The sequence below is a fragment of the Herbaspirillum autotrophicum genome, assembly GCF_001189915.1.
Lineage (GTDB): Bacteria > Pseudomonadota > Gammaproteobacteria > Burkholderiales > Burkholderiaceae_D > Herbaspirillum > Herbaspirillum autotrophicum.
The window spans coordinates 85,498-111,950 of the sequence record NZ_LFLS01000020.1 but is presented as its reverse complement, the minus strand read 5'-3'; the positions used below and the strand labels follow the sequence as shown (position 1 = coordinate 111,950).

Annotated in this window: 24 protein-coding genes; 6 read left to right on the top strand and 18 right to left on the bottom strand. The window is 58.2% G+C overall.

The genetic code is table 11. The features are described from left to right. Positions 1–1,018, bottom strand: a 1,018-nt coding sequence (locus AKL27_RS16455) for a dihydroxy-acid dehydratase domain-containing protein (protein ID WP_198155988.1), incomplete at its 3' end; no start/stop codon positions are given. Positions 1,019–1,215: 197 nt separating this feature from the next. Between AKL27_RS16455 and AKL27_RS16450 the strand changes: the two genes are divergently transcribed. Beyond that, positions 1,216–2,160 carry a LysR substrate-binding domain-containing protein gene (locus tag AKL27_RS16450; RefSeq protein WP_083439098.1) on the top strand — a complete coding sequence of 315 codons (945 nt, stop codon included), beginning with the start codon at positions 1,216–1,218 and terminating at the stop codon, positions 2,158–2,160. Between the two features lie 33 nt (positions 2,161–2,193). After that, complete coding sequence (gene lgt, locus AKL27_RS16445; RefSeq protein WP_050463929.1) at positions 2,194–3,003, top strand: prolipoprotein diacylglyceryl transferase; 810 nt, start codon at positions 2,194–2,196, stop codon at positions 3,001–3,003. 22 nt (positions 3,004–3,025) lie between these two features. Here lgt and eda read toward each other — a convergent pair whose 3' ends face one another. Together eda and edd are read right to left on the bottom strand one after the other, a co-directional pair. Next, a complete protein-coding gene (gene eda, locus AKL27_RS16440) occupies positions 3,026–3,655 on the bottom strand; it encodes a bifunctional 4-hydroxy-2-oxoglutarate aldolase/2-dehydro-3-deoxy-phosphogluconate aldolase (RefSeq protein WP_050463928.1) in 630 nt (209 codons plus the stop codon). Further along, entirely contained in the window at positions 3,652–5,502 is a 1,851-nt protein-coding gene (gene edd, locus AKL27_RS16435) for a phosphogluconate dehydratase (protein WP_050463927.1), read from the bottom strand. Before edd ends, eda begins: the two co-directional genes overlap by 4 nt. Positions 5,503–5,775: 273 nt before the next feature. Between edd and pgi the strand changes: the two genes are divergently transcribed. From pgi to tal, 4 genes are all read left to right on the top strand, one after another. Further along, positions 5,776–7,422: a glucose-6-phosphate isomerase gene (gene pgi / locus AKL27_RS16430; RefSeq protein ID WP_050463944.1), complete on the top strand. Its 1,647-nt coding sequence runs from the start codon at positions 5,776–5,778 to the stop codon at positions 7,420–7,422. Between the two features lie 60 nt (positions 7,423–7,482). Next, a complete protein-coding gene (gene zwf / locus AKL27_RS16425) occupies positions 7,483–8,955 on the top strand; it encodes a glucose-6-phosphate dehydrogenase (protein WP_050463926.1) in 1,473 nt (490 codons plus the stop codon). Between the two features lie 60 nt (positions 8,956–9,015). Further along, positions 9,016–9,870 carry an SIS domain-containing protein gene (locus AKL27_RS16420; protein WP_050463943.1) on the top strand — a complete coding sequence of 285 codons (855 nt, stop codon included), beginning with the start codon at positions 9,016–9,018 and terminating at the stop codon, positions 9,868–9,870. A gap of 89 nt (positions 9,871–9,959) precedes the next feature. Next, positions 9,960–10,895, top strand: a complete 936-nt coding sequence (gene tal / locus AKL27_RS16415; RefSeq protein ID WP_050463925.1) for a transaldolase — start codon at positions 9,960–9,962, stop codon at positions 10,893–10,895. Between the two features lie 93 nt (positions 10,896–10,988). On the opposite strand, the gene AKL27_RS16410 is transcribed toward tal, so the two are convergent. From AKL27_RS16410 to lapB, 15 genes are all read right to left on the bottom strand, one after another. After that, the gene (locus AKL27_RS16410) at positions 10,989–11,840 is read right to left on the bottom strand and encodes an ABC transporter permease (protein WP_050463924.1); all 852 of its coding nucleotides are present in this window, start codon (positions 11,838–11,840) and stop codon (positions 10,989–10,991) included. A gap of 5 nt (positions 11,841–11,845) precedes the next feature. Further along, positions 11,846–12,655, bottom strand: coding sequence for an ABC transporter ATP-binding protein (locus AKL27_RS16405; RefSeq protein ID WP_050463923.1), 810 nt, complete (start codon positions 12,653–12,655; stop codon positions 11,846–11,848). Between the two features lie 117 nt (positions 12,656–12,772). Further along, entirely contained in the window at positions 12,773–13,810 is a 1,038-nt protein-coding gene (locus tag AKL27_RS16400) for an ABC transporter substrate-binding protein (RefSeq protein ID WP_050463922.1), read from the bottom strand. Positions 13,811–13,897: 87 nt separating this feature from the next. Further along, positions 13,898–15,145, bottom strand: a complete 1,248-nt coding sequence (locus tag AKL27_RS16395; RefSeq protein WP_050463921.1) for a CaiB/BaiF CoA transferase family protein — start codon at positions 15,143–15,145, stop codon at positions 13,898–13,900. 6 nt (positions 15,146–15,151) lie between these two features. Continuing rightward, the gene (locus AKL27_RS16390) at positions 15,152–16,207 is read right to left on the bottom strand and encodes an alpha/beta fold hydrolase (protein ID WP_050463920.1); all 1,056 of its coding nucleotides are present in this window, start codon (positions 16,205–16,207) and stop codon (positions 15,152–15,154) included. Positions 16,208–16,305: 98 nt separating this feature from the next. Then, positions 16,306–16,902 (bottom strand): recombination mediator RecR, encoded by a 597-nt coding sequence (gene recR / locus AKL27_RS16385; RefSeq protein ID WP_050463919.1) that lies wholly within the window; start codon positions 16,900–16,902, stop codon positions 16,306–16,308. After that, positions 16,899–17,201: a YciI family protein gene (locus tag AKL27_RS16380; protein ID WP_050463918.1), complete on the bottom strand. Its 303-nt coding sequence runs from the start codon at positions 17,199–17,201 to the stop codon at positions 16,899–16,901. Before AKL27_RS16380 ends, recR begins: the two co-directional genes overlap by 4 nt. 44 nt (positions 17,202–17,245) lie before the next feature. Then, complete coding sequence (locus AKL27_RS16375; protein ID WP_050463917.1) at positions 17,246–17,572, bottom strand: YbaB/EbfC family nucleoid-associated protein; 327 nt, start codon at positions 17,570–17,572, stop codon at positions 17,246–17,248. Positions 17,573–17,648: 76 nt separating this feature from the next. Continuing rightward, a complete protein-coding gene (gene dnaX / locus AKL27_RS16370; protein ID WP_050463916.1) occupies positions 17,649–19,631 on the bottom strand; it encodes a DNA polymerase III subunit gamma/tau in 1,983 nt (660 codons plus the stop codon). Positions 19,632–19,737: 106 nt separating this feature from the next. Next, positions 19,738–21,183, bottom strand: a complete 1,446-nt coding sequence (locus AKL27_RS16365) for a mannose-1-phosphate guanylyltransferase/mannose-6-phosphate isomerase (protein WP_198155987.1) — start codon at positions 21,181–21,183, stop codon at positions 19,738–19,740. Between the two features lie 56 nt (positions 21,184–21,239). Next, positions 21,240–22,220 carry a GGDEF domain-containing protein gene (locus AKL27_RS16360; RefSeq protein ID WP_050463915.1) on the bottom strand — a complete coding sequence of 327 codons (981 nt, stop codon included), beginning with the start codon at positions 22,218–22,220 and terminating at the stop codon, positions 21,240–21,242. Between the two features lie 231 nt (positions 22,221–22,451). After that, complete coding sequence (locus AKL27_RS16355) at positions 22,452–22,772, bottom strand: ComEA family DNA-binding protein (RefSeq protein ID WP_050463914.1); 321 nt, start codon at positions 22,770–22,772, stop codon at positions 22,452–22,454. Between the two features lie 153 nt (positions 22,773–22,925). Continuing rightward, positions 22,926–23,861, bottom strand: a complete 936-nt coding sequence (gene rfaE1, locus AKL27_RS16350) for a D-glycero-beta-D-manno-heptose-7-phosphate kinase (RefSeq protein WP_050463913.1) — start codon at positions 23,859–23,861, stop codon at positions 22,926–22,928. Positions 23,862–23,864: 3 nt separating this feature from the next. After that, entirely contained in the window at positions 23,865–25,241 is a 1,377-nt protein-coding gene (locus tag AKL27_RS16345; RefSeq protein ID WP_050463912.1) for a UDP-glucose dehydrogenase family protein, read from the bottom strand. A 32-nt stretch (positions 25,242–25,273) separates the two neighbouring features. Beyond that, positions 25,274–26,449, bottom strand: coding sequence for a lipopolysaccharide assembly protein LapB (gene lapB / locus AKL27_RS16340; protein ID WP_050463911.1), 1,176 nt, complete (start codon positions 26,447–26,449; stop codon positions 25,274–25,276). Positions 26,450–26,453 lie beyond the last annotated feature (4 nt).

Below are 26,453 nucleotides of genomic sequence, written 5' to 3'. Positions count from 1 at the left end.
CACCGTGCAGCAAACCGGCTTGCAACAATACTTTCAGTACCGCAGGAATGCCGCCGGCCTTGTGCAGATCGGTGGCAACGTATTTACCCGATGGCTTGAGATCACAGAACACCGGTACTTTTTGACGCACGCGTTCGAAGTCATCGATGGTCCATTCCACTTCGGCGGCGTGGGCAATGGCCAGATAATGCAGCACGGCATTGGTGGATCCGCCGGTCGCCATGATCAGCGTAACGGCATTTTCAATCGACTTGCGGTTGATGATGTCGCGTGGCTTGAGGTCGCGCTTGACGGCTTCCACCAGGACCTTCGCCGATTGTGCCGCGGAGCCGGTTTTTTCTTCGTCCGGATTGGCCATGGTCGACGAATAGAACAAGGCCATGCCGAGCGCTTCGAACGACGATGACATGGTATTGGCGGTGTACATGCCGCCGCAGGAACCGGACGACGGGCAGGCATTTTTTTCAATGCCGTCGAAGTCTTCCTGCGACATGCGGCCGGCCGAGAACTCGCCCACGGCTTCGAATGCCGAGACGATGGTCAGGTCCTTGCCCTTCCACTTGCCCGGCTTGATGGTGCCGCCGTAGACGTAGATGCCCGGCACATTGGTGCGCGCCAGTGCGATCATGCCGCCCGGCATATTCTTGTCACAACCACCGATGACCACCACCCCATCCATCCACTGGCCGTTGACGGCGGTCTCGATACAGTCGGCAATCACTTCGCGCGAAATCAGCGAATACTTCATGCCTTCAGTGCCCATCGACATGCCGTCGGAAATGGTCGGCGTACCGAACACTTGCGGATTGGCACCGGCGTCTTTGATCGAGGAAATCGCGATATCTGCCAGTTTCTGCAAACCGGAATTGCACGGGGTGATGGTGGAATGACCGTTGGCGACACCGATCATCGGCTTGTCGAAGTCTTCCTTTTCGTAGCCCAGTGCGTAATACATGGAACGGTTCGGACTACGCGAAATACCTTGCGTAATGTTCTTGGAACGACGATTGAATGACATGTGTGTCTCCTGGTTGATCAATGAGAAGCGGTTCCCGTCCTGACCAGAAGCGACACTGGCTGGAACGCCGTCGGGCGACGGACAAGGATGGCGAGAGTGTGCCGTCCTGTCGTACTGGTTCTGGCTGTGCGCTAGAGTGCCTTGCACAAAGCCACCTGTCAAATATATGATTCACTGCTGAATAATACGGATTGCATATGAGAACCGAATCACGTCTTGAGCTGCGCCAGTTGCGTTACTTTGTTGCCGTGGCCGAAGAAAAGCATTTCGGCCGCGCCGCCTTGCGCCTGCACATGACCCAGCCGCCGCTGTCACAAACCATTCAGGCGCTGGAAGACATGCTGGGCACGGCCCTGTTTACCCGCACCAAGCGCAATGTCAGCCTGACTCCGGCCGGACTAGCGCTGTTGCCGGAAGCACAACGTCTGCTGCAACAGGCGGCGGCTTTGCCGGATCTGGCCCGGCGTGCTGCCAGTGGCGCCTCCGGCGTGCTGTCATTGTCGTTCATTTCGAGCGCTGATTACAGCATCCTGCCACCGCTGCTGCAACGCTTCCGCGCCCACTATCCGCAAGTGCGCATCGAATTGCGCGAAGCCACCACTGATATCCAGCTGGATGACCTGACCCAGGGCAAGATCGACGCCGGCGTCCTGTTGCCGCCATTGCCGGACAAGGCCGGGCAGATTCTCGATTATCTGCCCTTGTTGTCGGAACCGCTGATTGCCGCACTGCCGAGTGGCACCATCCGCGGCAAGAACCCGGTATCGCTGAATGCGCTCAAGGATTTGCCGCTGATCATTTTTCCGCGCCGCCTGTCACCCGGATTTCATGACAGCATTCTCGGCTGCTTCCGCGATGCCGGCCTGACGCCGCATATCGGTCAGGAAGCGATCCAGATGCAAACCATCGTCGGCCTGGTGTCGGCTGGCATGGGTATGGCACTTGTGCCACAATCCGTATCTAACCTGAAGCGCCCCGGCGTCGATTACCGCACGCTGACCGACAAGGTGCCGCTGATCGAAACCGGGCTGGCCTGGCGGCGCGACAGCAGTTCGCCGGTATTGCGCGCATTTCTGGCGCTGGCGGCCAACCCGGAACGTCCGAACAAACCGGCCAAAACCCTGTCGAAAAGCGCTGACTGACATCTTGCGACAACGATCTGAAAGAACGGACTCATGCTGATTCACCCTATGCCCGACCCCATTGCCTTTACTATCGGCCCGCTTGCGGTGCACTGGTATGGCCTGATGTATCTGCTGGCATTTGCCCAGTTCATCGCGCTTGGCCGCCTGCGCATCCGCCAGCCGCATATCGCCGCCGTCGGCTGGAAAAAGGAAGATCTGGACGACATGCTGTTTTATGGTGTGCTCGGGGTGGTCATCGGCGGCCGCCTCGGTGAAGTGCTGTTTTACAATCCGGCGTATTATTTTTCGCATCCGGCCGACATCATCGCCGTCTGGAAAGGCGGCATGTCATTCCATGGCGGCTTCCTCGGCGTGCTGATCGCGATGGCGATCTGGGGCCGCAAGCGCGGCCGCAATCTGATGGATATCATGGATTTCATCGCACCGATGGTGCCGCTCGGCTATGCCGCCGGTCGTCTCGGCAACTTCATCAATGCCGAATTGCCGGGCCGCGTCGCCGATGCGTCGCTGCCGTGGGCCATGATCTGGCCCAACGTCGACAACCTGCCGCGCCATCCGTCACCGATCTACCAGATGCTGGTAGACGGCGTGCTGCTGTTCATCATCTTGTGGATTTTTGCCCGCAAGCCGCGTCCGCGCATGGCGGTTGCCGGCATGTTTTCATTGCTGTACGGCTGTGCCCGCTTCTTCACGGAATACTTCCGCATTCCCGATTACAACGTCACATTTGGCGGCATCACGATTTCGGCCGGACAGATGCTGTCGGTACCGATGATTGTGTTGGGGATTATCTTGCTGGTGATTGCCTACCGTGGCGGCAGCAGCAACAAACCGGCCTGAGCCGGTTTGCGCCAACACACCGTTAATTCAGCTTGAGTGCGCTGGCAGCAGTTGCCAGCGCCGTGATCCTGGCCCAGTCGCCAATCTCGATCGCGTTCTTGGGCGTGAGCCACGAACCGCCAACACAAGCCACATTCTTGCAGGCCAGAAATTGCGCCGCCGTTTCTTGCGAAATGCCGCCGGTCGGACAAAAGGTAATGTCGCCCAGCGGACCGGCGATAGCATTGAGCATGCCGATGCCACCGGCCTGCATGGCCGGGAACAACTTCAACTGACGGAATCCGGCTTCGCGCGCTGCCATCACTTCGGATGGCGTCATCACGCCGGGCAGCAGTGGCAAGCCGCTCGATTTGGCCGCCGCAATCAATGCCGCCGTCAGGCCCGGCGAGACACCGAACACCGCACCGGCGTCACGCGCCGCAACGAATTCTTCCGGGCTCGTCAGCGTACCGACGCCGACAATGGCGCCCGGCACTTGCTCGGCAATAGCACGGATTGCAGGCAGACCATGTTCGGTCCGCAATGTCACTTCCAGCACCCGGATGCCGCCGGCGACCAGGGCCCTGGCCAGCGGCACCGCGTGTTCCAGCTTATCGATGGCGATCACCGGAATCACCGGTGAAGTACGCATGATGTCCAAGATATTTTTCATACTGTCACTTTCTCTTTTTCAATAACCGGCGGCAAACCGAAACTTGTTCCGCCCTCTTCTGCGGCGCTCAGCGAAGCGCGGAATACGTCGAACAATTCGCGTCCCATGCCCACCTGATTGTCATACATATCAATTTTTTCCGTCTGGCGTGCAGCCCAGATTTCCTGCGGCACCAAGGCTTCCAGAATACCGGCCTCGGCATCCAGACGAATCATATCGCCTGTGCGCACAAAACCCAATGGGCCGCCGGCCAATACTTCCGGCGTCACATGGATTGCCGCCGGTACCTTGCCCGATGCACCCGACATGCGGCCGTCGGTCACCAGCGCCACATGACGGCCCTTGTCTTGCAGAATGCCCAAGGCCGGCGTCAGCGCATGCAATTCCGGCATGCCGTTGGCGCGGGGTCCCTGGAAGGTCAGTACGGCAATGAAATCCTTGTCCAGTTCTCCAGCCTTGAAGGCGTGCATGAATGCTTCTTGTGAATGAAACACGATGGCCGGTGCCTGCACCGCACGGTGTTCGTGCTTGACTGCCGAGACCTTGATCACCGAGCGCCCCAGATTGCCCTGCAACAATTTCAAGCCGCCATCGGCTGAAAATGGATTGCCGGCGTGACGCAGTACGTTTTCGTCTCCGCTTTCGGCCGGCGAGTCCTTCCACACCGGACGCGCGCCATCGAGCAATGGTTCGCGGCAATGCGCACGCAAACCCTGGCCGAGAATGGTCATGACATCGTCATGCATGAGACCGGCATCGAGCAACTCGCGGATGACGAAACCGGTACCGCCGGCGGCGTGGAAGTGATTGACGTCCGCCGTGCCGTTCGGATAAATGCGGGTAATCAATGGCACCACGGCGGACAGTTTGGAAAAATCATCCCAGTCCACGATCAGGCCCGCGGCCTTGGCAATGGCCACCAGATGCAAGGTGTGGTTGGTGGAACCGCCGGTTGCCAGCAACGCCACGATGGCATTGACGATCGATTTTTCATCCACCAGCCGGCCGACCGGCGTGTATTGATTGCCGAGCGCGGTAATCTTCAAGGCCTGACGTCCGGCTTCGGCAGTCAGTGCGTCACGCATCGGCGTATTCGGTGTGACGAACGCCGCGCCGGGCAAATGCAGGCCCATCGCTTCCATCAGCATCTGGTTACTGTTGGCAGTACCGTAAAACGTGCAAGTGCCGGCATCGTGATACGACTTGGCTTCCGCTTCCAGCAATTCGGTACGACCGATCTTGCCTTCGGCATACAACTGGCGCACCTTGACCTTGTCGCTGTTGCTCATGCCGCTGGTCATTGGCCCGGCCGGAACAAACACTGCCGGCAAATGTCCGAAATGCAAGGCGCCGATCAGCAGTCCCGGCACGATCTTGTCGCACACACCGAGATACAACACGGCATCGAACATATTGTGCGACAACGCAATCGCCGTACTCATGGCAATGGTATCGCGCGAAAACAGCGATAATTCCATGCCGGTCTGACCTTGGGTAATGCCGTCGCACATGGCTGGCACGCCGCCGGCAAATTGCGCTACCCCGCCTTCGGCACGGATGGCTTCTTTGAGAATCTGGGGAAAGCGCTCAAAAGGTTGATGCGCCGACAACATGTCGTTATACGACGAGACAATTGCGATCGAAGCGGCACGATCTTGTTTGAGCTTGAGTTTGTCGTTGGCGGGAAAGGCGGCGAAGCCGTGCGCCAGATTGGTACAGGAAAGAGCGCCGCGCTGAACCCCCTGATGACGCGCTGCATCGAGACGCGCGAGATAGGCTGAGCGGTAAGGCTGACTACGTTCGGCGATGCGTCGGGTGACACTGGCTAAGGTAGCGTGAAGAGGCATGTGGGATCCCTGATAGCGTTAACAAATGTAATTTTACTACAAACCTTCAATCAAAATCCATATCCCGGAGTCGAATGCGTCGCATACAGTTGACTGGAATTGAAAATTCGATTCATGAAAAACTCAACACCAGCAGCAACAAGGTTAAAAAAGCAGAAAAAACGGTTTTATTCCGCACTGAAATCAGTCATCATATTGTAGTGAAATTACCATCACGTGACTAAATGATGTATAGTAAGTCGACCACAAACCACGCAGCCACGAATGCAAAACATGCCGTCTACCGCACTAACTGCGACCGCCGCCTTTCAGGCCCTGACCACACATCATCGCGAAGCCCTGAGCTGGCACATGCGCGATCTGTTTGCGACGCAGCAAGATCGTTTCGAGCGCTTGTCAGTGAGTGCCGCCGGATTGTTGCTGGACTACTCCAAGAACCGCATCAACGATACTACGCTGGAACTGTTGTTGGCGCTGGCCCGCGAACGCGGCGTGGAGCCGCAACGCGATGCCATGTTTGCCGGCGACAAGATCAACTTCACCGAACATCGTGCCGTGCTGCACACGGCATTGCGCGCACCGCGCGACCTCAGGCTCGAAGTTGATGGACAGCATATCGCCGCAGATGTTCACGCCGTACTCGACCGCATTGCATCGTTCGTCGAACGGGTGCGTGACGGCAACTGGGTCGGCCGCACCGGCAAACCGATTACCGACATCGTCAATATCGGCATCGGCGGCTCCCATCTGGGTCCGCAGATGGCCAGCACGGCGCTGCGCAGTTTTTCGCATCCGCGCCTGAACATGCATTTCGTATCCAATGTCGACGGTCACGATCTGGACGCGGCACTGGCCAAAGTTGATCCCGAGACAACCCTGTTCATCGTTGCCTCCAAGACATTCACCACGCAAGAAACCATGATGAATGCGCAATCGGCGCGCAACTGGTTTTTGCAGCACGCAACCGAAGCCGACCTGCCGCGCCATTTTGTCGCGGTTTCCACCAACAGTGAAGGCGTGCGCGCTTTCGGCATCGATACCGACAACATGTTCCCGTTCTGGGACTGGGTCGGCGGCCGTTACTCGGTATGGTCATCGATTGGCTTGTCCGTGGCACTGGCAATCGGCGCCAAAAATTTCGGTGAATTGCTGGCCGGCGCCCATGCCATGGATGAACATTTCCTGCATGCGCCGCTGGCCACCAACATGCCGGTGATTCTGGCATTGATCGGTATCTGGAACCGCAACTTCTTCAACAGCGAATCGCTGTCGATTGCCCCCTACCACCACGACCTGCGCTTCTTTCCGGCTTATCTGCAACAACTGGAAATGGAAAGCAACGGCAAGCGCATCACCCGCGACGGCAGCCCGATCAAGGTCGCCACCTGTCCGTTCATCTGGGGCGATGTCGGCACCAACGGGCAGCATGCATTTTTCCAGTTGCTGCATCAGGGCGCCGATATCACGCCAATCGACTTTATTGCGGTACTCAAACCGGGTCACAACCTGCCCGGCCATCATGCGGTGCTGCTGGCCAACTGCTTTGCGCAGTCAGAAGCGTTCATGCGCGGCAAGCAGGCCGAAGAAGTCCGTGCCGACCTCAGCAAGGAAGGCATGAGCCAACAGGAACTTGAAGCGCTGTTGCCGCACAAAACCTTCAACGGCAATCGCCCCAGCAATACCATCGTGATGGAAGCGCTGACCCCGGCCAGTCTCGGCGCACTGATCGCCTTGTACGAACACAAGACCTTCGTGCAAGGTGTCATCTGGGGCATCAACAGTTTCGATCAATGGGGCGTGGAATTGGGCAAGGTACTGGCCAAGACCATCCAGAGCGAATTGTCCGGCACCAGCGTACCGGAACGGCATGACGCCTCGACCAACGCATTGATCGCGCTGGCCAAACAAGCATTAGGCTGAACCCCATCTGAAGCAACCGCACTGACGGTTCCTGCGTTTTCTTTTTGAAGCGATTTATCCATGGCTATTTCCGATTTTGATCTGGTTTTCTTTGGCGGCACCGGTGATCTTGCCATGCGCAAATTACTGCCGGCGCTGTATGCGCGCGAACGCGCCAAGGATTTGCCGGCCACTGCGCGCATCATCTGCATCGGCCGCGACAACAAGACCGATGCCGATTTCATTCAGGTCGTGGAGCAGCAATCGCGCCCGCATATCAGCAGCGCCACACTCGACGCCGATATCTGGCAACGCTTTTGCAGCCGCATTCATTACGTGCAACTGGACGCCAACAAACCAGCCGACTACAGCCGGCTGGTAACGGCCTTGCGCAACGATCCGCAAATTACCCGCGTGTTCTATCTGGCGACACCGCCCACCCTGTTTTCCAGCATTTGCGATGCCCTGGCGCAATCCGGCCTGGCTACGCCAAATGCCCGCGTGGTACTGGAAAAACCGCTGGGCCATGATCTGGCCAGCGCCAAGGACATCAATGCGCAGGTCGGCCGTTATTTTTCCGAATCGCAGATTTTCCGTATCGACCATTATCTCGGCAAGGAAGCCGTACAGAACTTGCTGGCGCTGCGTTTTGCCAATGTGCTGTTCGAACCGCTGTGGCGGCGCGAATGGATTTCCGACGTGCAGATCACGATTGCCGAAGAACTCGGCGTCGGCGGCCGCACCGGTTACTACGACACCTCCGGTGCGCTGCGCGACATGCTGCAAAACCATTTGCTGCAATTGCTGTGCATCGTCGCCATGGAACCGCCGGTGTCCAATTCGGCCGATGCCGTGCGCGACGAAAAACTGAAAGTATTGCGTTCGCTCAAACGCTTCACGCCGAGCACGCTGGCGATGAACGTGGTGCGCGGCCAGTATCGCGCCGGTCACGTCAATGGCGTGCCGGTACCAGGTTATCGCAAGGAAGAAGACGCCAATCCGGATTCACGCACCGAGACCTTCGTTGCCGTCAAAGCAGAAATCGATACCTGGCGCTGGGCCGGCGTACCGTTCTATCTGCGTACCGGCAAACGCATGGCCGATCAACTGGCGGAAATCGTGGTACGCTTCAAGAGCGTGCCGCATTCGATCTTCGTGCAACCGAACAGCAACTCGCAACCGAATTGTCTGGTGATTCGTCTGCAACCGGATGAAGGTCTGCACATGAATCTGATGGCCAAGACACCGGGCGATGGCATGCGCCTGAAACCGGTCGAGCTGGAAATGGATTTCCGCGAAAAATTCAAGACGCCGCGCATGGAAGCCTACGAGCGTCTGTTGCTCGATGTGCTGCGCGGTCAACTGACCTTGTTCATGCGCAGCGATGAACTGGAAGCCGCATGGGAATGGGTCGAACCGATCCTGGAATATTGGGAACAGCAGGAAACCGATCCGATTCCCTACAGCGCCGGTACCTGGGGGCCGGCTGCGGCCAGCGCCCTGATCGGTCGCGATGGATTGCAGTGGCGCGAAGAAGCGCTGCCGGAATTATGATGACCCTGACCATGTCGCTGCGACATCACCGTCGTCTGAAGGCGCGCTGATTCCATGACCATGTTGCTCGACTCCATCCGCACGCATCTGAATTCGTTGTCGAAGTCGGAAAAGAAAGTGGCGACCACCATTCTTGCCAATCCACAACTGGCACTGTCGGAAAACCTGACGGCGCTGGCGCGCAATGCCGAGGTGTCGGAACCCACCGTGATCCGCTTTTGTCGTGCCGTCGGTTACGAAGGCTGGCACGATTTCAAATTGAAGCTGGCGCAAAGTCTGGCGCTGGCATTGCCGGGCGCCAACGAATCGCTGGCGCAAGACGATCTGGCTGCCGATCTGGTCAACAAGATTTGCAGCCGCTCCATCAATACCCTGCTCGACCTGCGCAATCACCTGAATCCGGATGCGATCCAGATGGCGCTCGATGTACTGGCGCGCGCCTCCAAGATCGAGTTCTACGGCCAGGGCACGTCCGGTATTGTCGCCATCGACGCCCAACACAAATTCTTCCGTTCCGGCGTGCCCACGGTAGCCTACTCTGACCCGCATATTCACAGCATTGCCGCCTCGCTGCTCAAGCCGGGCGATGCCGTGGTTGCGATTTCCCAGCGCGGCGGCAATGCCGCGCTGCTGCGCAGCGTGCAACTGGCACACAAGAGCGGCGCCGACATCATCGTGCTGGGCCCGAGCGGCACCCCGCTGGCGGAACTGGCGACGGTACTGGTCCCGATTGACCTCAGTTTCAACATCGACCCTTACACCCCGATCTCGGCCCGGCTGGCGCATCTGGTCGTGATCGATATTCTGGCAGTGGGCCTGGCATTGCGGCGCGGACCGGAATTCCGCAAGAAGATGCAGAACGCGCAAAAATCACTGCAAAAATTCGATATGCAATTCGATTCCTTCTTCCGTTGATCTGGCACAAGCCGGGAATGGTTTGCCGCCGCGGGAATTGATTACAATAGCTGCAGTCGTCTACTTTGTTCAATCTTTCCGACAGGCATATGAATCAACTCGACCAACTGAAGCAGTACACCACCATCGTCGCCGATACCGGCGACTTTCAGGCGATGCAGGCATTCGCACCGCAAGATGCGACCACCAATCCGTCGCTGATTCTGAAAGCCGTGCAAAAGGATGAGTACAAACCCTTGCTGGAGCGCACGATACGTGACAATCCGGGGCTGAGCACGGCCGCTCTGACGGATCGCCTGCTGGTCGCATTCGGTTTGGAAATCCTGAACATCATTCCCGGTCGCGTTTCTACCGAAACCGATGCCCGTCTGTCGTTCGATACCGCCGGCACCATCGCCAAGGGCCGCGCACTGATCAAACTGTATGAAGCCGCCGGCATCGCCCGCGAGCGCATCCTGATCAAGATCGCGTCAACCTGGGAAGGCATTCGCGCCGCCGAAGTGCTGCAACAGGAAGGCATCCGCTGCAACATGACACTGCTGTTCTCGCTGCCGCAGGCAATTGCCTGTGCCGAAGCCGGGGTCCAGCTGATTTCGCCATTCGTCGGCCGCATCTATGACTGGCACAAGAAAGCCAGCGGTCAGGAATATGCGGGCGCCGACGATCCCGGTGTGCAATCGGTACAGGGCATCTACAACTACTATCGCAAATTCGGTTACGCCACCGAAGTGATGGGCGCCAGCTTCCGCAATACCTCGCAAATCGTCGAACTGGCCGGCTGCGACCTGCTGACCATCAGTCCCGATCTGCTGCAAAAACTGGCGGCCAGCGATGCCGTGGTCGAGCGCAAGCTGAGCCCGCAACAGGCACAAGCCTGCACGCTGGAAAAAATCAGCCTGAATGAACAGTCGTTCCGGCTGTCGCTCAATGACGATGCGATGGCAACTGAAAAGCTGGCGGAAGGCATTCGCCTGTTCTGCATCGATTCGCTCAAACTGGAAAAGATCGTCGACGCGCTGCACTGAAGCACCGCCAATCCATTCCGCATCACAAAAAAATAACCCCGGCCTGTTGCATGGCCGGGGTTATTTTTTATCCTGCGTGTATGCCGCAAATGATCAGAGCTTTTCCGTCTCGCCCGATTTCGGTTGCCACTTCATCAGGCGTTTTTCTATCATGCCGACAATCACATCGAGCACCAGCGCGAATGCCGTCAGTACGACGATACCGGCAAACACGGTATTGATATCAAACGAGCCCTCGGCTTGCAGAATCAGGTAACCGACCCCGCGCGCCGATCCCAGATACTCACCGACCACGGCGCCGACAAAGGCCAGACCGATCGAGGTATGCAAGCTGGAAAATACCCATGAGGTTGCCGATGGCAGATACACCGTGCGCAGCAATTGTCGCGCATTGGCGCCCAGCATGCGGGCATTCGCCAATACCACCGGGCTGACTTCCTTGACGCCCTGATAGACGTTGAAGAACACCACGAAGAACACCAGGGTCACCGCCAGTGCCACCTTGGACCAGATGCCAAGACCAAACCACATGGCAAAGATCGGCGCCAGAATCACGCGCGGCATCGAATTGGCAGCCTTGACGTAAGGATCAAGAATGGCCGATGCCATCGGCGACAGCGCCAGCCACAGACCGGCACCCAAACCGAGGCCGGTGCCGATGACAAACGCCAGCACGGTTTCCGTCAGGGTAATCAGCAGATGTGAATAGATTTCTGCGGGAAAGGTCAACGTAAACCAGGTGCTGTCACCAAGGCCCACTTCCAGCGACCCGCTGCCAACGGTAAACCATTGCCAGACGCGCACCATCACCTTGAGCGGCTCACCAAAGAAGAACGCGGTTTGCTGATTGCGGGTGGCAATATGCCAGACGCCCAGCACCACCACCAATACCAGCAATTGCCAGAAACGAAGAGTTTTATGACTCGGTTTAATGAATTTCCACATGACGATCAGGCCGCTGTCTTTTGTTGTTGATAACCCTTGAGCACTTCATCGCGCAAGACACTCCAGATTTGCTGGTGCAGTTCGATGAAACGCGGATGGGTACGAATTTCGGCGACATCGCGCGGACGCGGCAAGTCGATCACGAATTCACCGATGGGATGCGTAGCCGGACCGGCCGACAACACCACCACGCGATCCGACATGGCAATGGCCTCATCCAGATCATGCGTAATGAACAGGACCGCCTTTTTCTTGGCGTTCCACAATTCGAGTACTTCGTTCTCCATCAATTGGCGGGTCTGAATGTCGAGCGCCGAAAACGGTTCATCCATCAGGATGATGTCGGGATCGAGGATCAGGGTCTGCGCCAGCGCCACGCGCTTGCGCATGCCGCCCGACAACTGATGCGGATAACGGTCGCCGAAGCCTTGCAGGCCAACCCGCGCCAGCCATTGCTCGCCTTGTTCACGCGCATCGGATTCGCTCACGCCACGGTATTGCAAACCGGCGATCACGTTTTGCAAGGCGCTGCGCCACGGCATCAGCGCTTCGGCTTGAAACATGTAGCCGGCGCGGCTGTTGATGCCGGTCAGCTCTTCGCCGAAGACCTTGATACTGCCTGAAGATGGTTGCAGCAGCCCGGCGCCGACGTTGAGCAAGGTGGACTTGCCGCAGCCGGTCGGACCGACCACTGAAACGAATTCGCCGGGGGCGATGGCCAGCGTAGTGTCGGCCACCGCGGTATAGCGCTGCGAACGGTCATCTTTGGAGATGAAGGTGCACGTGATGTTGTCGAGAAAAAGAGCTGGCGTCATATCAAAGGCATTCCGGTAAAACGGAATCCGTTATAGAGGGATAAATGGTGAAACTGATGAAAAGCATGCAGAGCACCGGCCGTGCCGCATCGCAGCAGCACGGCCGGCGTTTGTGACTTACTTGTACTTGGCGTTGGCTTTTTTGGCGAATTCGTTGGTATAGGTCTTGGACAAATCGATGTTCTTGGTTGCCAGATCCGGTTCAAACGCGGACAGCGTGCGCAACGCAGTGGCCGGGCCGGCATCCGGGATGATGCCATCCGGCGAAATCGCTTCGCGCACCTTCATGAAAGCCGAGATATACAAGGCACGGTCGCCCAGCAGATAGCTTTCAGGTACTGCCTTGATGATGTCGGACGGGCCAGCCTTTTGAATCCACTTGAGTGCACGCACCATGGCGTTGGTCAGTGCCTGGGTGGTATTCGGATATTTCTTGATGAAGGCTTCCGGCGCATACAGCGTCGCTGCCGGCATCGGTCCGCCGAACACGGCATTGGTGTCTTTCAGCGTACGGGTATCGGCAATCGTCTTGATTTCATTCTTTTGTTCCAGCATCGAAATCACCGGATCCAGATTGGCAATCGCATCGATCTGTCCCGAGCGCAGTGCCGACAAGGCACCGGAGGCAGCACCGACACCGATGAAGGAGACGTCGGTCGGCTTCAGGCCGCCCTTGGCCAACACAAAGCTGGCCATGATGCTGGTCGAGGAACCCGGTGCGGTAACACCGATTTTCTTGCCCTTGAGGTCGGCTACGGTCTTGTAGTTCGGCATCGTCTTGTTGGATGCGGCCAGCACGATTTGCGGCGCCCGGCCTTGCAACACGAAGGCGACGATAGGCTGGTTCTTGGCCTGCATGTTGATGGTGTGCTCGTAAGCACCCGACACCACATCCGCACTGCCGCCTACCATTGCCTGCAACGCCTTGGCGCCGCCGGCGAAGTCGGAGATTTCAACTTGCAGACCTTCGTCCTTGAAATAGCCCAGTTGTTCGGCCACGGTCAATGGCAGGTAATAAAACAGGTTTTTGCCGCCGACCGCGATCGAAACCTTGGTCTTTTCCAGGTTCTGGGCAAACGAGTTATTACTAAAAGTGAAATAGCCCGCAAGAAAAAGGGCCAGCGCGATAGCGAATTGTTTCCAGCTGAATTTCATGTTATCTCCTCCGTTAAGTCTTTTATCAGGTCTGTTGACTGTTATATAGCCTGCAATCGTCACAGTCGACTACACGACACAAGCATGTCAAATGACCCGCTCCTGCCGCAACTGCGCAATCTGTGCGTCATCATACCCCAGCGATTGCAAGATTTCAGCGTTGTGCTGACCCAGCTCCGGCCCCAGCCACTTGGTGCCGCCCGGGGTTTCCGACATTTTGGGTGTCACCGCCGGCATCTTGACCGGCGTGCCATCGGCAAAGGCATGCTGCTCGAACATGTTGCGCGCCAGGAATTGCGGATCGCTCATCATGTCCTGTATCGAGTAGATTTTCCCCACCGGCACATCCGCCGCCTGCAAGATGTGCAGGGCATCGTCAATCGTTTGCGTATCGCACCAGGCTTGAATCGCGGCATCAATTTCTGCGGTGCGCGGCACCCGCCCATCATTGCGTGCCAGTTGTGCGTCATTCGCCATGTCGGCGCGGTCAATCGCCAGCATCAGACGCTTGAAAATCGCGTCGCCATTGCCGGCGATGACAATGTTCTTGCCGTCACGCGTGGTGTAGGTATTCGACGGCACGATGCCGGGCAAGGCGCCGCCGGTACGTTCACGCACGACGCCGGCATGATCGTATTCCGGCACCAGCGACTCCATCATGTTGAACACCGACTCATACAGCGCCACATCCACCATCTGGCCCTGACCGCCAACGCTGGCGTCACCCTGCTTGCCATTCCAGCGGCCGCCGGTGACATCGCGATGACGCAACGCCATCATCGCGCCCATGGCGCCATGCAGGGCAGAGATGGAATCGCCGATAGAGATGCCGATCCGGACCGGTGGCCGGTCCGGATGCCCGGAGACGTAGCGGATACCCCCCATCGACTCGCCAATCGCGCCAAAGCCCGGTAAATCGCGCAGCGGCCCGGTTTGACCGTAACCTGACAAGCGCACCATGATCAGCGCCGGATTGATGCGCTTCAACTCTTCGTAACCGAGATTCCATTTCTCCAGCACGCCGGGACGGTAATTCTCGATGATGATGTCGGCGTCCAGCGCCAGTTCGCGCGCAATTGCCTGCGCCCGCGGATCTTTCATATTGAGCGTCAGGCTTTTCTTGTTGCGCGCCTGTACCGACCACCACAGCGAGGTGCCGTCCTTGAGTACCCGCCATTGCCGGATCGGATCGCCAACCTCTGGCGCTTCGACCTTGATGACATCGGCACCGAATTCGGCCAGCATGCGTGAACAAAACGGTCCGGCGATCAGGGTGCCGAGTTCGAGTACCTTGATACCGGCCAACGGACCGGCTGATGCAGTTTTTTTCTCCATGGCGATTTATTTCATCAATCCGTTTTTGTCCATCCAGGCTTGCACCAGCGCCGCGACCTGATCCGAATTGCGATCCATCATCAACATGTGCGAATTACCTTTGATGCCCTGCTGCGGCAGATCCAGCCGGTCAGCAACACCACCCTGCGCCTGCAAGGCCTGCTGAAATTTATTGGGGGCCTGAATATACTGTTTCCACGACGTATTCTGCTCGACAAAATCACCCCAGACAAACAGGAACGGAATCGCCTTCAGCGCCTTGATATCAACCTTGTCCGGATCCGGTGCGCCGGACGGTTCGACCGCCACGATCGCCTTGATCTTGTCCGGTGCGCGCAGTGCCGCATTGAAGGCAAAATTGCCGCCCTGGCTATGCACCACGATCACACAGGGGCAAGCCTTTTGTACCAGCGCGTCATAAGCGGCCTGGGTCGCCGCATCGTTAGTGGCCCAGCGCGGAATCGATTGTTTGCCGAACTGATCGAATGCCGCGACCGGAAATTGCGTACCGGCGTAAGCCACCCGTTTGGCAGGATCGGAATGATAGGAACCGTCGGCACCGATACGGAACAGCTCCCAGCCTTCTTGCTTGGTACGGAAGAATGGTTCGGTTTTATAGATTTCAGGATAACGCGACCACGAGGCACGTCCACGCTCCATCGCGTCCGGCACATAGACCGTATGACCTTGCGTCAGAAAGAATTGCTGCCAGCCAGGCGCGCCATCGGGCTTGGTTTCCCATGTGGTGCCGGCCAGCCCGCCGCCATGCCACAGCATCAACGGATAACGGGCTTTGGGATTTTTCAGTTTGACGTACTGCGCGTACATTTGGCCGGATTCAAAATCGCCGTTCGGATCCACCTTGCGCGGTGCGGCGCCGGCGGTGAAGACGATTTCGCGGGCCGGCAATCCCGACAGCGTCACCTGCTGCCCGCCGACATGAAAACTGCCCACCTCGGCCACTTCATAACTCGCGTTTTTTGCGGTACCTGCGCAACCGGCCAGCGTCAGCGCGGACGCCAGCAAGGTGCTCGATGTCAAACAGCGTGCGAAAGTCTGCATACGGTCTCCTGTGATTTCATTGGTGTGCGTGACTGCTCTGCGTCAGTTCAGCTATTGTCGTTATTATCAGTTTCCTGCGTACAACTTTTTACTTTTGTTCAGGTAGCGCGGCGATCCAGCATGGCGCGCGCAATGGTGCCGGCATCGACATATTCCAGCTCACCGCCAACCGGCACGCCGCGCGCCAGACGGCTGACCTTGAGGCCACGGGCCTTCATGGTTTCGCTGATGTAATGCGCGGTGGCTTCGCCTTCATTGGTGAAATTGGTGGCCAGCACCACTTCCGCCACCACGCCGTCGGTGGCGCGCGTGATCAGTTTTTCGAGATGAATGTCCTTGGGGCCGACGCCATCGAGTGGCGACAGTCGTCCCATCAGCACAAAATACAACCCCTTGAACGTCAGCGTCTGTTCGATCATCAATTGTTCGCTCGGCGTTTCCACCACGCACAGCATGGTCGGGTCGCGTTGCGAATCCTGACAAGTATCGCAGATGACTTGTTCGGTGAAGGTATTGCACAGCGCGCAGTGGCGTATGGTTTCCGCCGCCTGCGCCAGCGCCTTGCTCAGTTGCAGTGCGGCGGCGCGGTCATGCTGCAACAGATGGTAAGCCATGCGTTGTGCCGACTTGGGCCCGACGCCCGGCAAATTGCGCAAGGCCTCGGTCAGCAGGGTAAGACTTGAAGGTGTTTTCAATTTCGCTCAGAAGTATGCCGGAACACGGACAGCGCCTGCGCCGTCATGGAAGGAATGAACTCGGTGATTTCGTAGGTGGCGACATCACCGATGTAAAACGGATCGGTTTGCACGATGGCTTCGATTTCGGCCCGGTCGGCAGCATCGGCAATGATGATGCCTCCGCCGCGCGGCACTTTGCGACCTGACATCAGAAACACGCCTTCGGCATATTGCGCATTGAGAAACTGGTGATGCGCGGTCAACAGGGCATCGATATCTTGCGCTGGCTTGGTATAAGTAATCGAAATCACGAACATGACGCCCTCCTCTGCAAACCTGTCACCGCCTCAGGCGCGGTACTTCAAAACGGCATTTTGAAACCCGGTGGCAACGGCATGCCGGCAGTCATGCCGGACATTTTTTCCTGCGATGTCGCTTCGGCCTTGCGGACGGCATCGTTGAACGCAGCCGCCACCAGATCTTCCAGCATGTCCTTGTCATCTGCCAGCAGCGACGGATCAATGATCACTCGCTTGACATCATTCTTACAGGTCATGACAACCTTGACCATGCCGGCGCCGGACTGACCTTCGACTTCGATCAATGCCAGCTGTTCCTGCATTTTTTTCATGTTGTCCTGCATTGCCTGGGCTTGTTTCATCAAGCCTGCCAGTTGACCCTTCATCATGATCCTGCTCCTTGTTCAATAAATGGATTCTGTCTTGTTGCCTGCATCGCCAATCCGATGTTCACCGCCAGCGGTGTTACAGCGGCCGGATCGAACCGGGCACGATGGTGGCACCGAATTCGCGCATCATGGTCTGTACGAACGGGTCGCGGTGCACCGTCTGTTCGGCTTCATTCTGACGCTGGGTCCGGTCCGCCTCGGCCTTGGCATTGGCGGTATTGGCGACCACGCCAATTTCGGTTTCTACCCGGATGGTCTTGCCAAAACGTTCACTCAACGTTGCACTCAGCTTATCGACACTGCCGGACGAGCGCAAGGTCTCCAGCGGAATACGCAAATGAAAGTTCACGGTATTGCCGCTGACTTCACAACGCAGCAATTCGCTTTGCTGCGCCATTTGATGTACCACGCCGCGCAACGGCAATTCTGCCGCCAGACTTGGCCAGTGGCCATCCCAGCCGAGGTCGGCGGCAACCTGTGCGGTACGCGCCGCCACTTCCGGCGTCACGGCAATGGCTGCTGGCATTTCTTGCACCACGGGAACATTACTGTCCTGTGGTGCTTCATCACGGCTTATCGATTCAGTTTTTTTTTGAGCGGCTTCCGGCGGGAAGGCGTCGTCCGCATCCCAAGGCGGGGCATTATCGCTGGTCGCGACCGCCGGCGGCACCGCAGCTACCGGTGCCGCCACCGGAGCGGCAACCGGCGGTGTCGCCCGCGCACCGCCCGATGATTTGCCTGACGCCGCGCGCGCTGCTTCCAGTGCTGCAGCACGTGCCGATTGCACCGGACTGGCAGCAGGAGATGGCGCTGACGCCACTGGTGCCGGACGTGATACCGGCGCGCTGTTGCTGGCCACTTGCGGCGCGGCGCTGAGCGGTGCCGGACGTGTGGCTGCCGCTGCCGGCCGCGGCGATGGCACGACCGGTGCAGATCCGGCCAGCGTCACCGCGCCCGACGTCACCGGACGAAACGCCAACATGCGCAACAGTGTCATGCTGAAGCCGGCAAACTCATCGGGTGCCAGCCCCAGTTCATTACGACCATGCACCACGATCTGATAAAACAGTTGTGCTTCTTCGGCGCTGAACTGAGCCGCCAGCCGCACAATATCTTCGCGTTGCGGCAAATCTTCGGCCAGCGCCGCCGGCACCGTCTGGGCCAGCGCGATCTGATGCAGCAAGGTCGCCAGATCCTGCAAGGCGGCATTATAGGAAAGACTGCGCGTCGCCATTTCATCGGCAATCGCCAGCAGCGCCACGCCATCTTGTTGCGCCAGCGCATCGAGCAGGCGGATCAGATACGACTGATCCAGCGCACCCAGCATGCCCTGCACTGCTTCCAGCGTGACCTTGCCGGCAGCATAGGCAATTGCCTGGTCGGTGAGCGACAACGCATCGCGCATGGAACCGTGCGCACCTTGTGCCAGCAAACGCAGTGCCGGTGTTTCGAATTCGATGTGTTCCTGGCCGAGGATATTATCCAGATGGCTGATGATATGACCCGGCGGCATCTGCTTGAGATTGAACTGCAGGCAGCGCGACAGCACGGTCACCGGAATTTTTTGCGGATCGGTAGTCGCCAGGATGAACTTGACATGCTCAGGCGGTTCTTCCAGCGTCTTCAGCATGGAGTTGAACGCGTGGTTGGTCAGCATGTGCACTTCATCGATCATGTAGACCTTGAAGCGCGCATTGGATGGCGCGTACACCGCCTGCTCCAGCAACTGCGCCATTTCATCGACACCGCGATTGGAGGCGGCATCCATTTCGATATAGTCAACAAAGCGCCCGGCATCGATGGCCACGCATGCCTCGCAAACGCCGCAAGGCTGGGCAGTGATGCCGCCATTGCCATCGGCACCCTGACAATTGAGCGACTTGGCCAGAATCCGCGACAAGGTCGTCTTGCCCACGCCGCGCGTGCCCGTGAACAGATAGGCATGGTGCAGACGCTGTTGTTCAAGCGCATGCGTGAGCGCCCGGACGACATGCTCTTGCCCGACCAGCGTATCAAAACTGCGGGGACGATATTTACGGGCGAGGACTTGGTAAGACATAAGCGGGACACCGACTGTTTGGTTCAGGTTGGCATTTTATGCTATTTCCAGTCCGGCCTATCGGACTATCGCGAATCGGCCTCAGCACAAACCTGCCAACCTCAGGTCACTTGCGACCGTAGGTATCGTCGAAGCGCACGATATCGTCTTCGCCGAGATAGCTGCCGGACTGCACTTCAATCATTTCCAGCCGGAACTTGCCGGGGTTTTCCAGGCGGTGCGTGACACCGAGCGGAATGTAAGTCGACTGATTCTCGGCCAGCAGGAATACTTCTTCGCCACGGGTAATGCGCGCCGTGCCTTTGACGATGATCCAGTGCTCGGCCCGGTGATGATGCATTTGCAGGCTGAGCGATGCGCCCGGTTCGACCACGATGCGCTTGACCTGAAACCGTTCGCCGGCATCAATCGAGTCATACCAGCCCCATGGCCGGTGAATCTTGCGATGCACCACGGCTTCGCTGCGCTCTTGCGCTTTCAGTTGCGCCACCACCTGCTTGATATGCTGCATCTGGTCCTTGTGCGCCACCATCAGCGCATCGGGGGTATCGACGATCACCAGATTGTCGACGCCGACGCAGGCGACCAGCCGGCCGTGGGCAAACACCAGATTGTCCGAAGACTGTTCCAGCATGACATCACCGCGCGTGACATTGCCATTGGCGTCCTTGTCCGACACTTGCCACAGTGCATCCCAGGCACCGACGTCAGACCAGCCGGCATCGAGCGCGACGATGCGTCCGGCAATCCCGAGAGCGGGTTCGCCCGCCAGCTTTTCCATCACGGCGTAATCGATGGAATCAGCCGGACAGGCAGTGAATGCCGCCTTGTCGACCCGATAAAAATCATGATCCTGACTGCCGTTCTCGAATGCCTGACGGCAAGCCTGCGCCATGGCCGGCTGGAAATGGGCAATCGCCTTGAGCCAGACGCTGGCGCGCAGCATGAACAGTCCGCTGTTCCACAGATAGTCGCCGGAGTCGATATACGTTTGTGCCGTGGCCGCATCCGGTTTTTCGACAAAGCGCGCCAGGGCATGGGCATCACCCACCGCCGCGCCGCGCTGGATGTAACCGTATCCGGTTTCCGGACGGTCAGCGACGATGCCAAAGGTCACCATGGCGCCCCCGGCGGCATGCGGCAGCGCCTTCAGGATCGCCGCCTGAAACGCCGCGCCATCGCGAATCACATGATCGGCCGGCATCACCAGCAATACCGGATCTTCACCGCCGGCGTGTGCCAGCAGTGCCGCCAGCGTCAGTGCCGGCGCCGTGTTGCGGCCGACCGGCTCGAGCACAATCTGACCGCTGGGCTTGCCGGCTGCCCGCAGTTGTTCGGCAGTAATAAAACGGTACTCTTCGTTGCAGACCACCATCGGTGCCGCAGCGAGGCGGCAATCGGCGCCCAGATCCTGCACCCGCAACGCGGTGGCCTGGAGCATGGTGTCCTGCCCGACCAGCGGCAGCAGTTGTTTGGGATATTTTTCGCGGGACAATGGCCACAGGCGTGTGCCTGAACCTCCGGACAGGATGACTGGCTGCAAAAGGATCATCGGGGAAATCGTTTCTGTAAATGAATTGATCTTGTTATATGCGGCGGGCTATGTGTTTATGTATTGTGACGTGCAGTCTCATGACGTTGTTGTTTCTGCTGATACATCAAGTCATCGGCGGCACGCATCAAGGCGGCAATCGTATCATGCCGCTGCGGGTCATATTCCACCCACCCGGCGCTGTAACGCAAATCGTAGCCGCGCCGGCCGGTTTCGTTATGCAAACGCACGGCCTGCTCCAGATGCGACAGCGCCACTTGCGCTTCCACCGCCCTGACATTGGTCAGGAATACCGAAAACTCGTCGCCGCCGAGCCGGCCGATGACGTCCGACTCGCGAAAGCTGTGTGCCAGCAAATCAGCAAAACTGCGCAATGCCTGATCGCCCTCGGCGTGCCCGAAGCGGTCATTGATCTGCTTGAACCAGTCGAGGTCGAAATAAAACAGGACCGCCGGTTGCCGCGTGCGCTTGCACATATTCATGGCGTACTGCGCCAGCGCTTCGAAGCCGCGCCGGTTTGACAAGCCGGTCAGCTCATCCATCGTCGCCAGTTGCATCGCCGCCATTTCCTGTTCGACCATGGTCGCCAGATCGCGCAGCAACGCACGGTCTTCTTCGCTGAACTTGCGCGGCACCATATCAATCACGCACAAGGTCCCGAATTTGGCGCCGGCCGCGCCGCCAATCGGGTATCCGGCGTAAAAACGGATGCCCGGTGCGCCGGTGACCAGTGGATTTTCGCGGAAACGCGCATCTTCCAGCGCATCCTCAACGACCATCACCTCATTGCCGAGAATCGCGTGGGCGCAGAACGATACATCGCGCGAGGTTTCACAGACATCCAGCCCGGGATGCGACTTGAACCACTGACGATTACTGTCGATCAGGCTGACCACGGCAACCGGTACCGCGAACAGGCGACGCGCCAGCCGCGTCAGACGGTCAAATCTTTCTTCGGGTGCGCTGTCAAGAATATTGAGCGCGTGCAGCGAGGAGATGCGCTGCTGCTCCTGAACAGGAATATCGGCAATTTTCATGGTATCTGCCTGTGTTGTAAGTGAGACGCGGACGATGTGGCGGTCCGGCATGCATATGCCGGCGCCCCTACGCGCACTGCCAGATACCGGAAATTGCCCGGAATTCTCCGCAACTCTGTCGACTATCAGCGAATGTAATGCGGTTTGTTTTCTCAGGCAAGCACCAAAACAGCAAACCCCGCCATAACACGGGGCTTGCACAGGGAGCGCCTGATTGCCGCAGATAGGTATCTACTTTTTGGCTTTGCCGGCGTCAGCCTCCCTGGCCACTGCGGCGGCGGCCTTGGGCTTGCCGTTGACAATCAGACCACCACCGGACAATTTGAGCGCATTTTTTTGCCCGATACCGCTGACGCGATTTTCGAGATCGGCCCAATCCCGGAAATCACCGTTTTTCTTGCGTTCTTCAAGAATGTTGCGCGACATTGCCGGCCCAATGCCGCGAATGCCGTCAAGCGCGGCCTGATCGGCCTTGTTGACCTCCACCTCGGCAAACGCATTGCCGACGACCATGACAAATGCGACGACCACGAACAAAAGCTTTTTCAACATAACAATCCTTTCGAAGTAGACATGCCATCGGCATGTAATTCAATAGTTACATCGTCAACAGTCACATCATCGCTGCGGTTTGCGTGGCTGCTGTTTTGACGCTACTTGAAAGGAGAAGTTGGTGAAATAATCACCAAATTGAGCTCGAATTTTTTAGATGGACAACTCTTCGCGCGTGACAGTAGCAGTCCCCAGCTTGCCGACCACAATGCCGCCGGCCCGGTTTGCCATGGTGACGGCATCGGTCAGCGATACGCCGGTGCCGAGCATGACTGCCAGCGTGGCGATGACAGTATCGCCGGCACCGGAGACGTCGTACACTTCGCGCGCCATCGCCGGGAAATTGATCACTTGCTGATCCAGATACAAGGTCATGCCTTCTTCCGAACGCGTCAGCAGCAAGGCTTCCAGTTCCAGCGACTGGCGCAGTTGCTGCGCCTTGGCAGTCAGCTCTGCTTCGGTTTTCCATTGGCCGACGATGCGGATCAGCTCCGAGCGGTTGGGCGTCAGAATGCTCGCGCCGCGATACGGCGAAAAATCATCGCCCTTCGGATCAACCAGAATCCGCTTGCCCAGCTTGCGGGCCGCCGCGATCATGTCGGCCACGTTGACCAGACTGCCCTTGGCATAATCGGACAAGACAATCACATCATATTGATCGACCAGCGCATTGAATTGCGTCAACTTGTCGCGCAATACCGTGTCAGTCGGAGCGTCCTCGAAATCGACCCGCACCAGTTGCTGCTGACGTCCGATGACGCGCAGCTTGATGATGGTCGAAATCGCCTGATCGCGATTCAGGTAACTGTTGATGCCCAGTTCGGACAACAGGCTTTCGACCGCGTCGCCGGCTTCGTCTTTACCGACCACGCCCAGCAAACCGGTCTGCGCGCCCAAGGTCGCTGCGTTGCGCGCCACGTTGGCAGCACCGCCCAGCCGTTCTTCGCGTCGCTCGACACGCACGATCGGCACCGGGGCTTCCGGCGAAATCCGGTTCACCTCGCCAAACCAATAGCGATCCAGCATCACATCGCCGACTACCAGAATGCGCGCGCCGCCGGCCGCCAAAGGATTGATCGCAGTGGTCATGCCTCAGCCCCTGGTCAGAATCGAGCGGCCGATGCCGTGATATTCAACACCGGCATCGGCCATGACGCGCGGCTCGAACAAGTTGCGGCCATCGAAAATCACCGGTGTCTTCAGCTTGCGCTTGAGCTGTTCAAAGTCCGGGCTGCGGAACGCCTTCCACTCGGTGACGATCACCAGTGCGTCAGCATCCTGCACCGCATCCATCGGGCTTTCGCTGAAACGAATACGGGCCAGTGCCTCATCCTGACCGGCGAAGTCCAGTTGCAATACGCGCTTGGCTTCCTTCATCGCGACCGGATCGTACACCGCCACCGTGGCGCCGCGCTTGATCAGTTCGGCCAGCAATACCCGCGACGAGGCTTCGCGCATGTCATCGGTATTCGGCTTGAACGCCAGTCCCCAGACGGCGAAATGACGACCCTTCAACTCTTCACCGAAGCGCGCCACCACTTTGTTGCCGAGCACGTGTTTCTGATAATTGTTGACCTGTTCGACGGCGCGCAGGATCAGCAATTCCTGATCGTAATCGCGGGCCGTACGTTCCAGCGCCTGCACATCTTTCGGGAAACAGGAACCGCCATAACCGCAGCCGGCATACAGGAAGCTGTGGCCGATGCGCGGATCGGAACCGATGCCATGACGCACGGCTTCGATATCGGCACCAACCTTGTCGGCCAGATTGGCCAGCTCGTTCATGAAGGAAATGCGGGTCGCCAGCATGGCGTTGGCAGCATACTTGGTGAATTCGGCAGAACGCACATCCATCCAGTAAGTACGCTCGTGATTGCGGTTGAACGGCGCGTACAGCTTCTTCATCAAGTCATAGGCGCGCTGACCTTCGGGCGTATCGTCGTGACCGATGACGATGCGGTCGGGACGCATGAAGTCCTCTACCGCGGCGCCCTCTTTCAGGAATTCCGGATTGGAGACCACTGAGAATCCGGCGCCTTGCTCACCGCGCTGTTGCAGCTCGGCGGCAATTGCCGCGCTGACGCGGGCGGCTGTACCCACCGGCACCGTCGATTTGTCGACCACGACCTTGAAGCCGGTCATGTGCTTGCCGATGTTGCGCGCCGCCGCCAATACATATTGCAGATCGGCCGAGCCATCTTCATCGGGCGGCGTGCCAACCGCAATGAACTGAATTTCGCCATGCGCCACGCTGGCTGCGACATCGGTCGAAAATGTCAGACGTCCGGCGGCGCGGTTGCGTGCCACTACATCTTCCAGGCCCGGCTCGTGAATCGGAATACCACCGCTGTTCAGGATATCGATCTTGCTCTGATCAACGTCCAGGCAAAACACGTTGTTACCCAACTCGGCCAGACAAGCGCCGGTGACCAGACCGACATAGCCGGTGCCAATAATAGTGATATTCATATAATTCCTGCAAAGTTACGCGCTTGCGCGCGTCAGTTCATGACGTTCAGTTCTTCGGTACGACGCGGCGGATAGGTTTCCCAGTGATTGCAGCCAGGACAATGCCAGTAGAACTGACGTGCCTTGAAACCGCAATGACTGCATTGATAACGCGCCAGCTTTTGCGTGTAGCTGTGCACCAGTGTCTTGACTACCGACAACTCGGGGCGCACCGCTATCGGCGCATTTAGCAGGCGTGCCTCCAAAAACTTGTCCAGTCCCAGCAAGGTCGGCGTGCGCCGCAGTTCATCGCTGACCAGTTGATTGGCAGCCTCGACGCCGTCCAGCTCAAGTACTGCCTTGAAAACCACTTCCAGCAAATCGATTGAAGGTGCTTCGGCCAGATAGGAGCGCAGCAGATTCAAGCCCTCCTGCATGCGCCCGACCGCCTGATAGCCATCAAGCAGGCGCTGCGCCACCAATGCCACGTGCGGCACGCTCTGATGCTCGACCCGGCGCCACGACAGCAAGGCCGCTTCAGTCTCGCCCTTGGCCTGATAAACATCGCCCATCAGAATGGTCGCCCGCACACTGTTGCGGTCGGTCGCCAACGCCTTTTCCAGCAGACTCATGGCGGCGTCATGTTGCGTGCGCACCAGTTCATCCTGGGCCAGTTCGCAATAAAACTGCGCGATTTCCTTTTGCCTGCCACCGGCGCCGGACGCCTGCAAGGTTTCCGCCGCCGTAATCGCCCGCGCCCACTCTTTTTCCCGCTGATAGATTTCCAGCAACGCGCGGCCGGCCTGCGCGCTGTATTGGGTATCGATCAACAGATGGAAGGTCTCTTCAGCGCGATCAAGCAAACCCGCCTTCAGATAATCCTGTCCCAATTCATATTGCGCATGCGCCTGATGTTCTTGTGGCAAATCCGGACGGGCCAGCAAGTTCTGGTGAACCCGGATGGCGCGCTCGGTTTCACCGCGACGCCGGAACAGGTTGCCGAGCGCAAAATGCAATTCCACCGTTTCCGGATCAAGCTTGACGATCTCGATGAAGGCATCGATGGCCTTGTCCGGTTGCTCGTTGAGCAAGAAATTGAGGCCCTTGAAATAGCCGCGCGGCAAAGTGCGCGACTCCGATACCAGTTGATTGATATCGACCCGCGCGGCGATCCAGCCCAGTCCGAAAAACACCGGAATGCCAAGCAACCACCAAAATTCAAATTCCATAAGT

Bases quoted from the DNA above. Each gene is read 5' to 3' on its own strand.
- AKL27_RS16450 (WP_083439098.1), top strand. From the start codon at position 1,216: ATGAGAACCGAATCACGTCTTGAGCTGCGCCAGTTGCGTTACTTTGTT.
- tal (WP_050463925.1), top strand. From the start codon at position 9,960: ATGAATCAACTCGACCAACTGAAGCAGTACACCACCATCGTCGCCGAT.
- rfaE1 (WP_050463913.1), bottom strand. From the start codon at position 23,861: ATGACCACTGCGATCAATCCTTTGGCGGCCGGCGGCGCGCGCATTCTG.
- AKL27_RS16410 (WP_050463924.1), bottom strand. From the start codon at position 11,840: ATGTGGAAATTCATTAAACCGAGTCATAAAACTCTTCGTTTCTGGCAA.
- zwf (WP_050463926.1), top strand. From the start codon at position 7,483: ATGGCTATTTCCGATTTTGATCTGGTTTTCTTTGGCGGCACCGGTGAT.
- AKL27_RS16345 (WP_050463912.1), bottom strand. From the start codon at position 25,241: ATGAATATCACTATTATTGGCACCGGCTATGTCGGTCTGGTCACCGGC.
- AKL27_RS16420 (WP_050463943.1), top strand. From the start codon at position 9,016: ATGTTGCTCGACTCCATCCGCACGCATCTGAATTCGTTGTCGAAGTCG.
- AKL27_RS16405 (WP_050463923.1), bottom strand. From the start codon at position 12,655: ATGACGCCAGCTCTTTTTCTCGACAACATCACGTGCACCTTCATCTCC.
- pgi (WP_050463944.1), top strand. From the start codon at position 5,776: ATGCCGTCTACCGCACTAACTGCGACCGCCGCCTTTCAGGCCCTGACC.
- AKL27_RS16395 (WP_050463921.1), bottom strand. From the start codon at position 15,145: ATGGAGAAAAAAACTGCATCAGCCGGTCCGTTGGCCGGTATCAAGGTA.
- lapB (WP_050463911.1), bottom strand. From the start codon at position 26,449: ATGGAATTTGAATTTTGGTGGTTGCTTGGCATTCCGGTGTTTTTCGGA.
- AKL27_RS16355 (WP_050463914.1), bottom strand. From the start codon at position 22,772: ATGTTGAAAAAGCTTTTGTTCGTGGTCGTCGCATTTGTCATGGTCGTC.
- lgt (WP_050463929.1), top strand. From the start codon at position 2,194: ATGCTGATTCACCCTATGCCCGACCCCATTGCCTTTACTATCGGCCCG.
- AKL27_RS16390 (WP_050463920.1), bottom strand. From the start codon at position 16,207: ATGCAGACTTTCGCACGCTGTTTGACATCGAGCACCTTGCTGGCGTCC.
- AKL27_RS16380 (WP_050463918.1), bottom strand. From the start codon at position 17,201: ATGTTCGTGATTTCGATTACTTATACCAAGCCAGCGCAAGATATCGAT.
- AKL27_RS16360 (WP_050463915.1), bottom strand. From the start codon at position 22,220: ATGAAAATTGCCGATATTCCTGTTCAGGAGCAGCAGCGCATCTCCTCG.
- edd (WP_050463927.1), bottom strand. From the start codon at position 5,502: ATGCCTCTTCACGCTACCTTAGCCAGTGTCACCCGACGCATCGCCGAA.
- AKL27_RS16375 (WP_050463917.1), bottom strand. From the start codon at position 17,572: ATGATGAAGGGTCAACTGGCAGGCTTGATGAAACAAGCCCAGGCAATG.
- dnaX (WP_050463916.1), bottom strand. From the start codon at position 19,631: ATGTCTTACCAAGTCCTCGCCCGTAAATATCGTCCCCGCAGTTTTGAT.
- AKL27_RS16400 (WP_050463922.1), bottom strand. From the start codon at position 13,810: ATGAAATTCAGCTGGAAACAATTCGCTATCGCGCTGGCCCTTTTTCTT.
- AKL27_RS16365 (WP_198155987.1), bottom strand. From the start codon at position 21,183: ATGATCCTTTTGCAGCCAGTCATCCTGTCCGGAGGTTCAGGCACACGC.
- eda (WP_050463928.1), bottom strand. From the start codon at position 3,655: ATGAAAAATATCTTGGACATCATGCGTACTTCACCGGTGATTCCGGTG.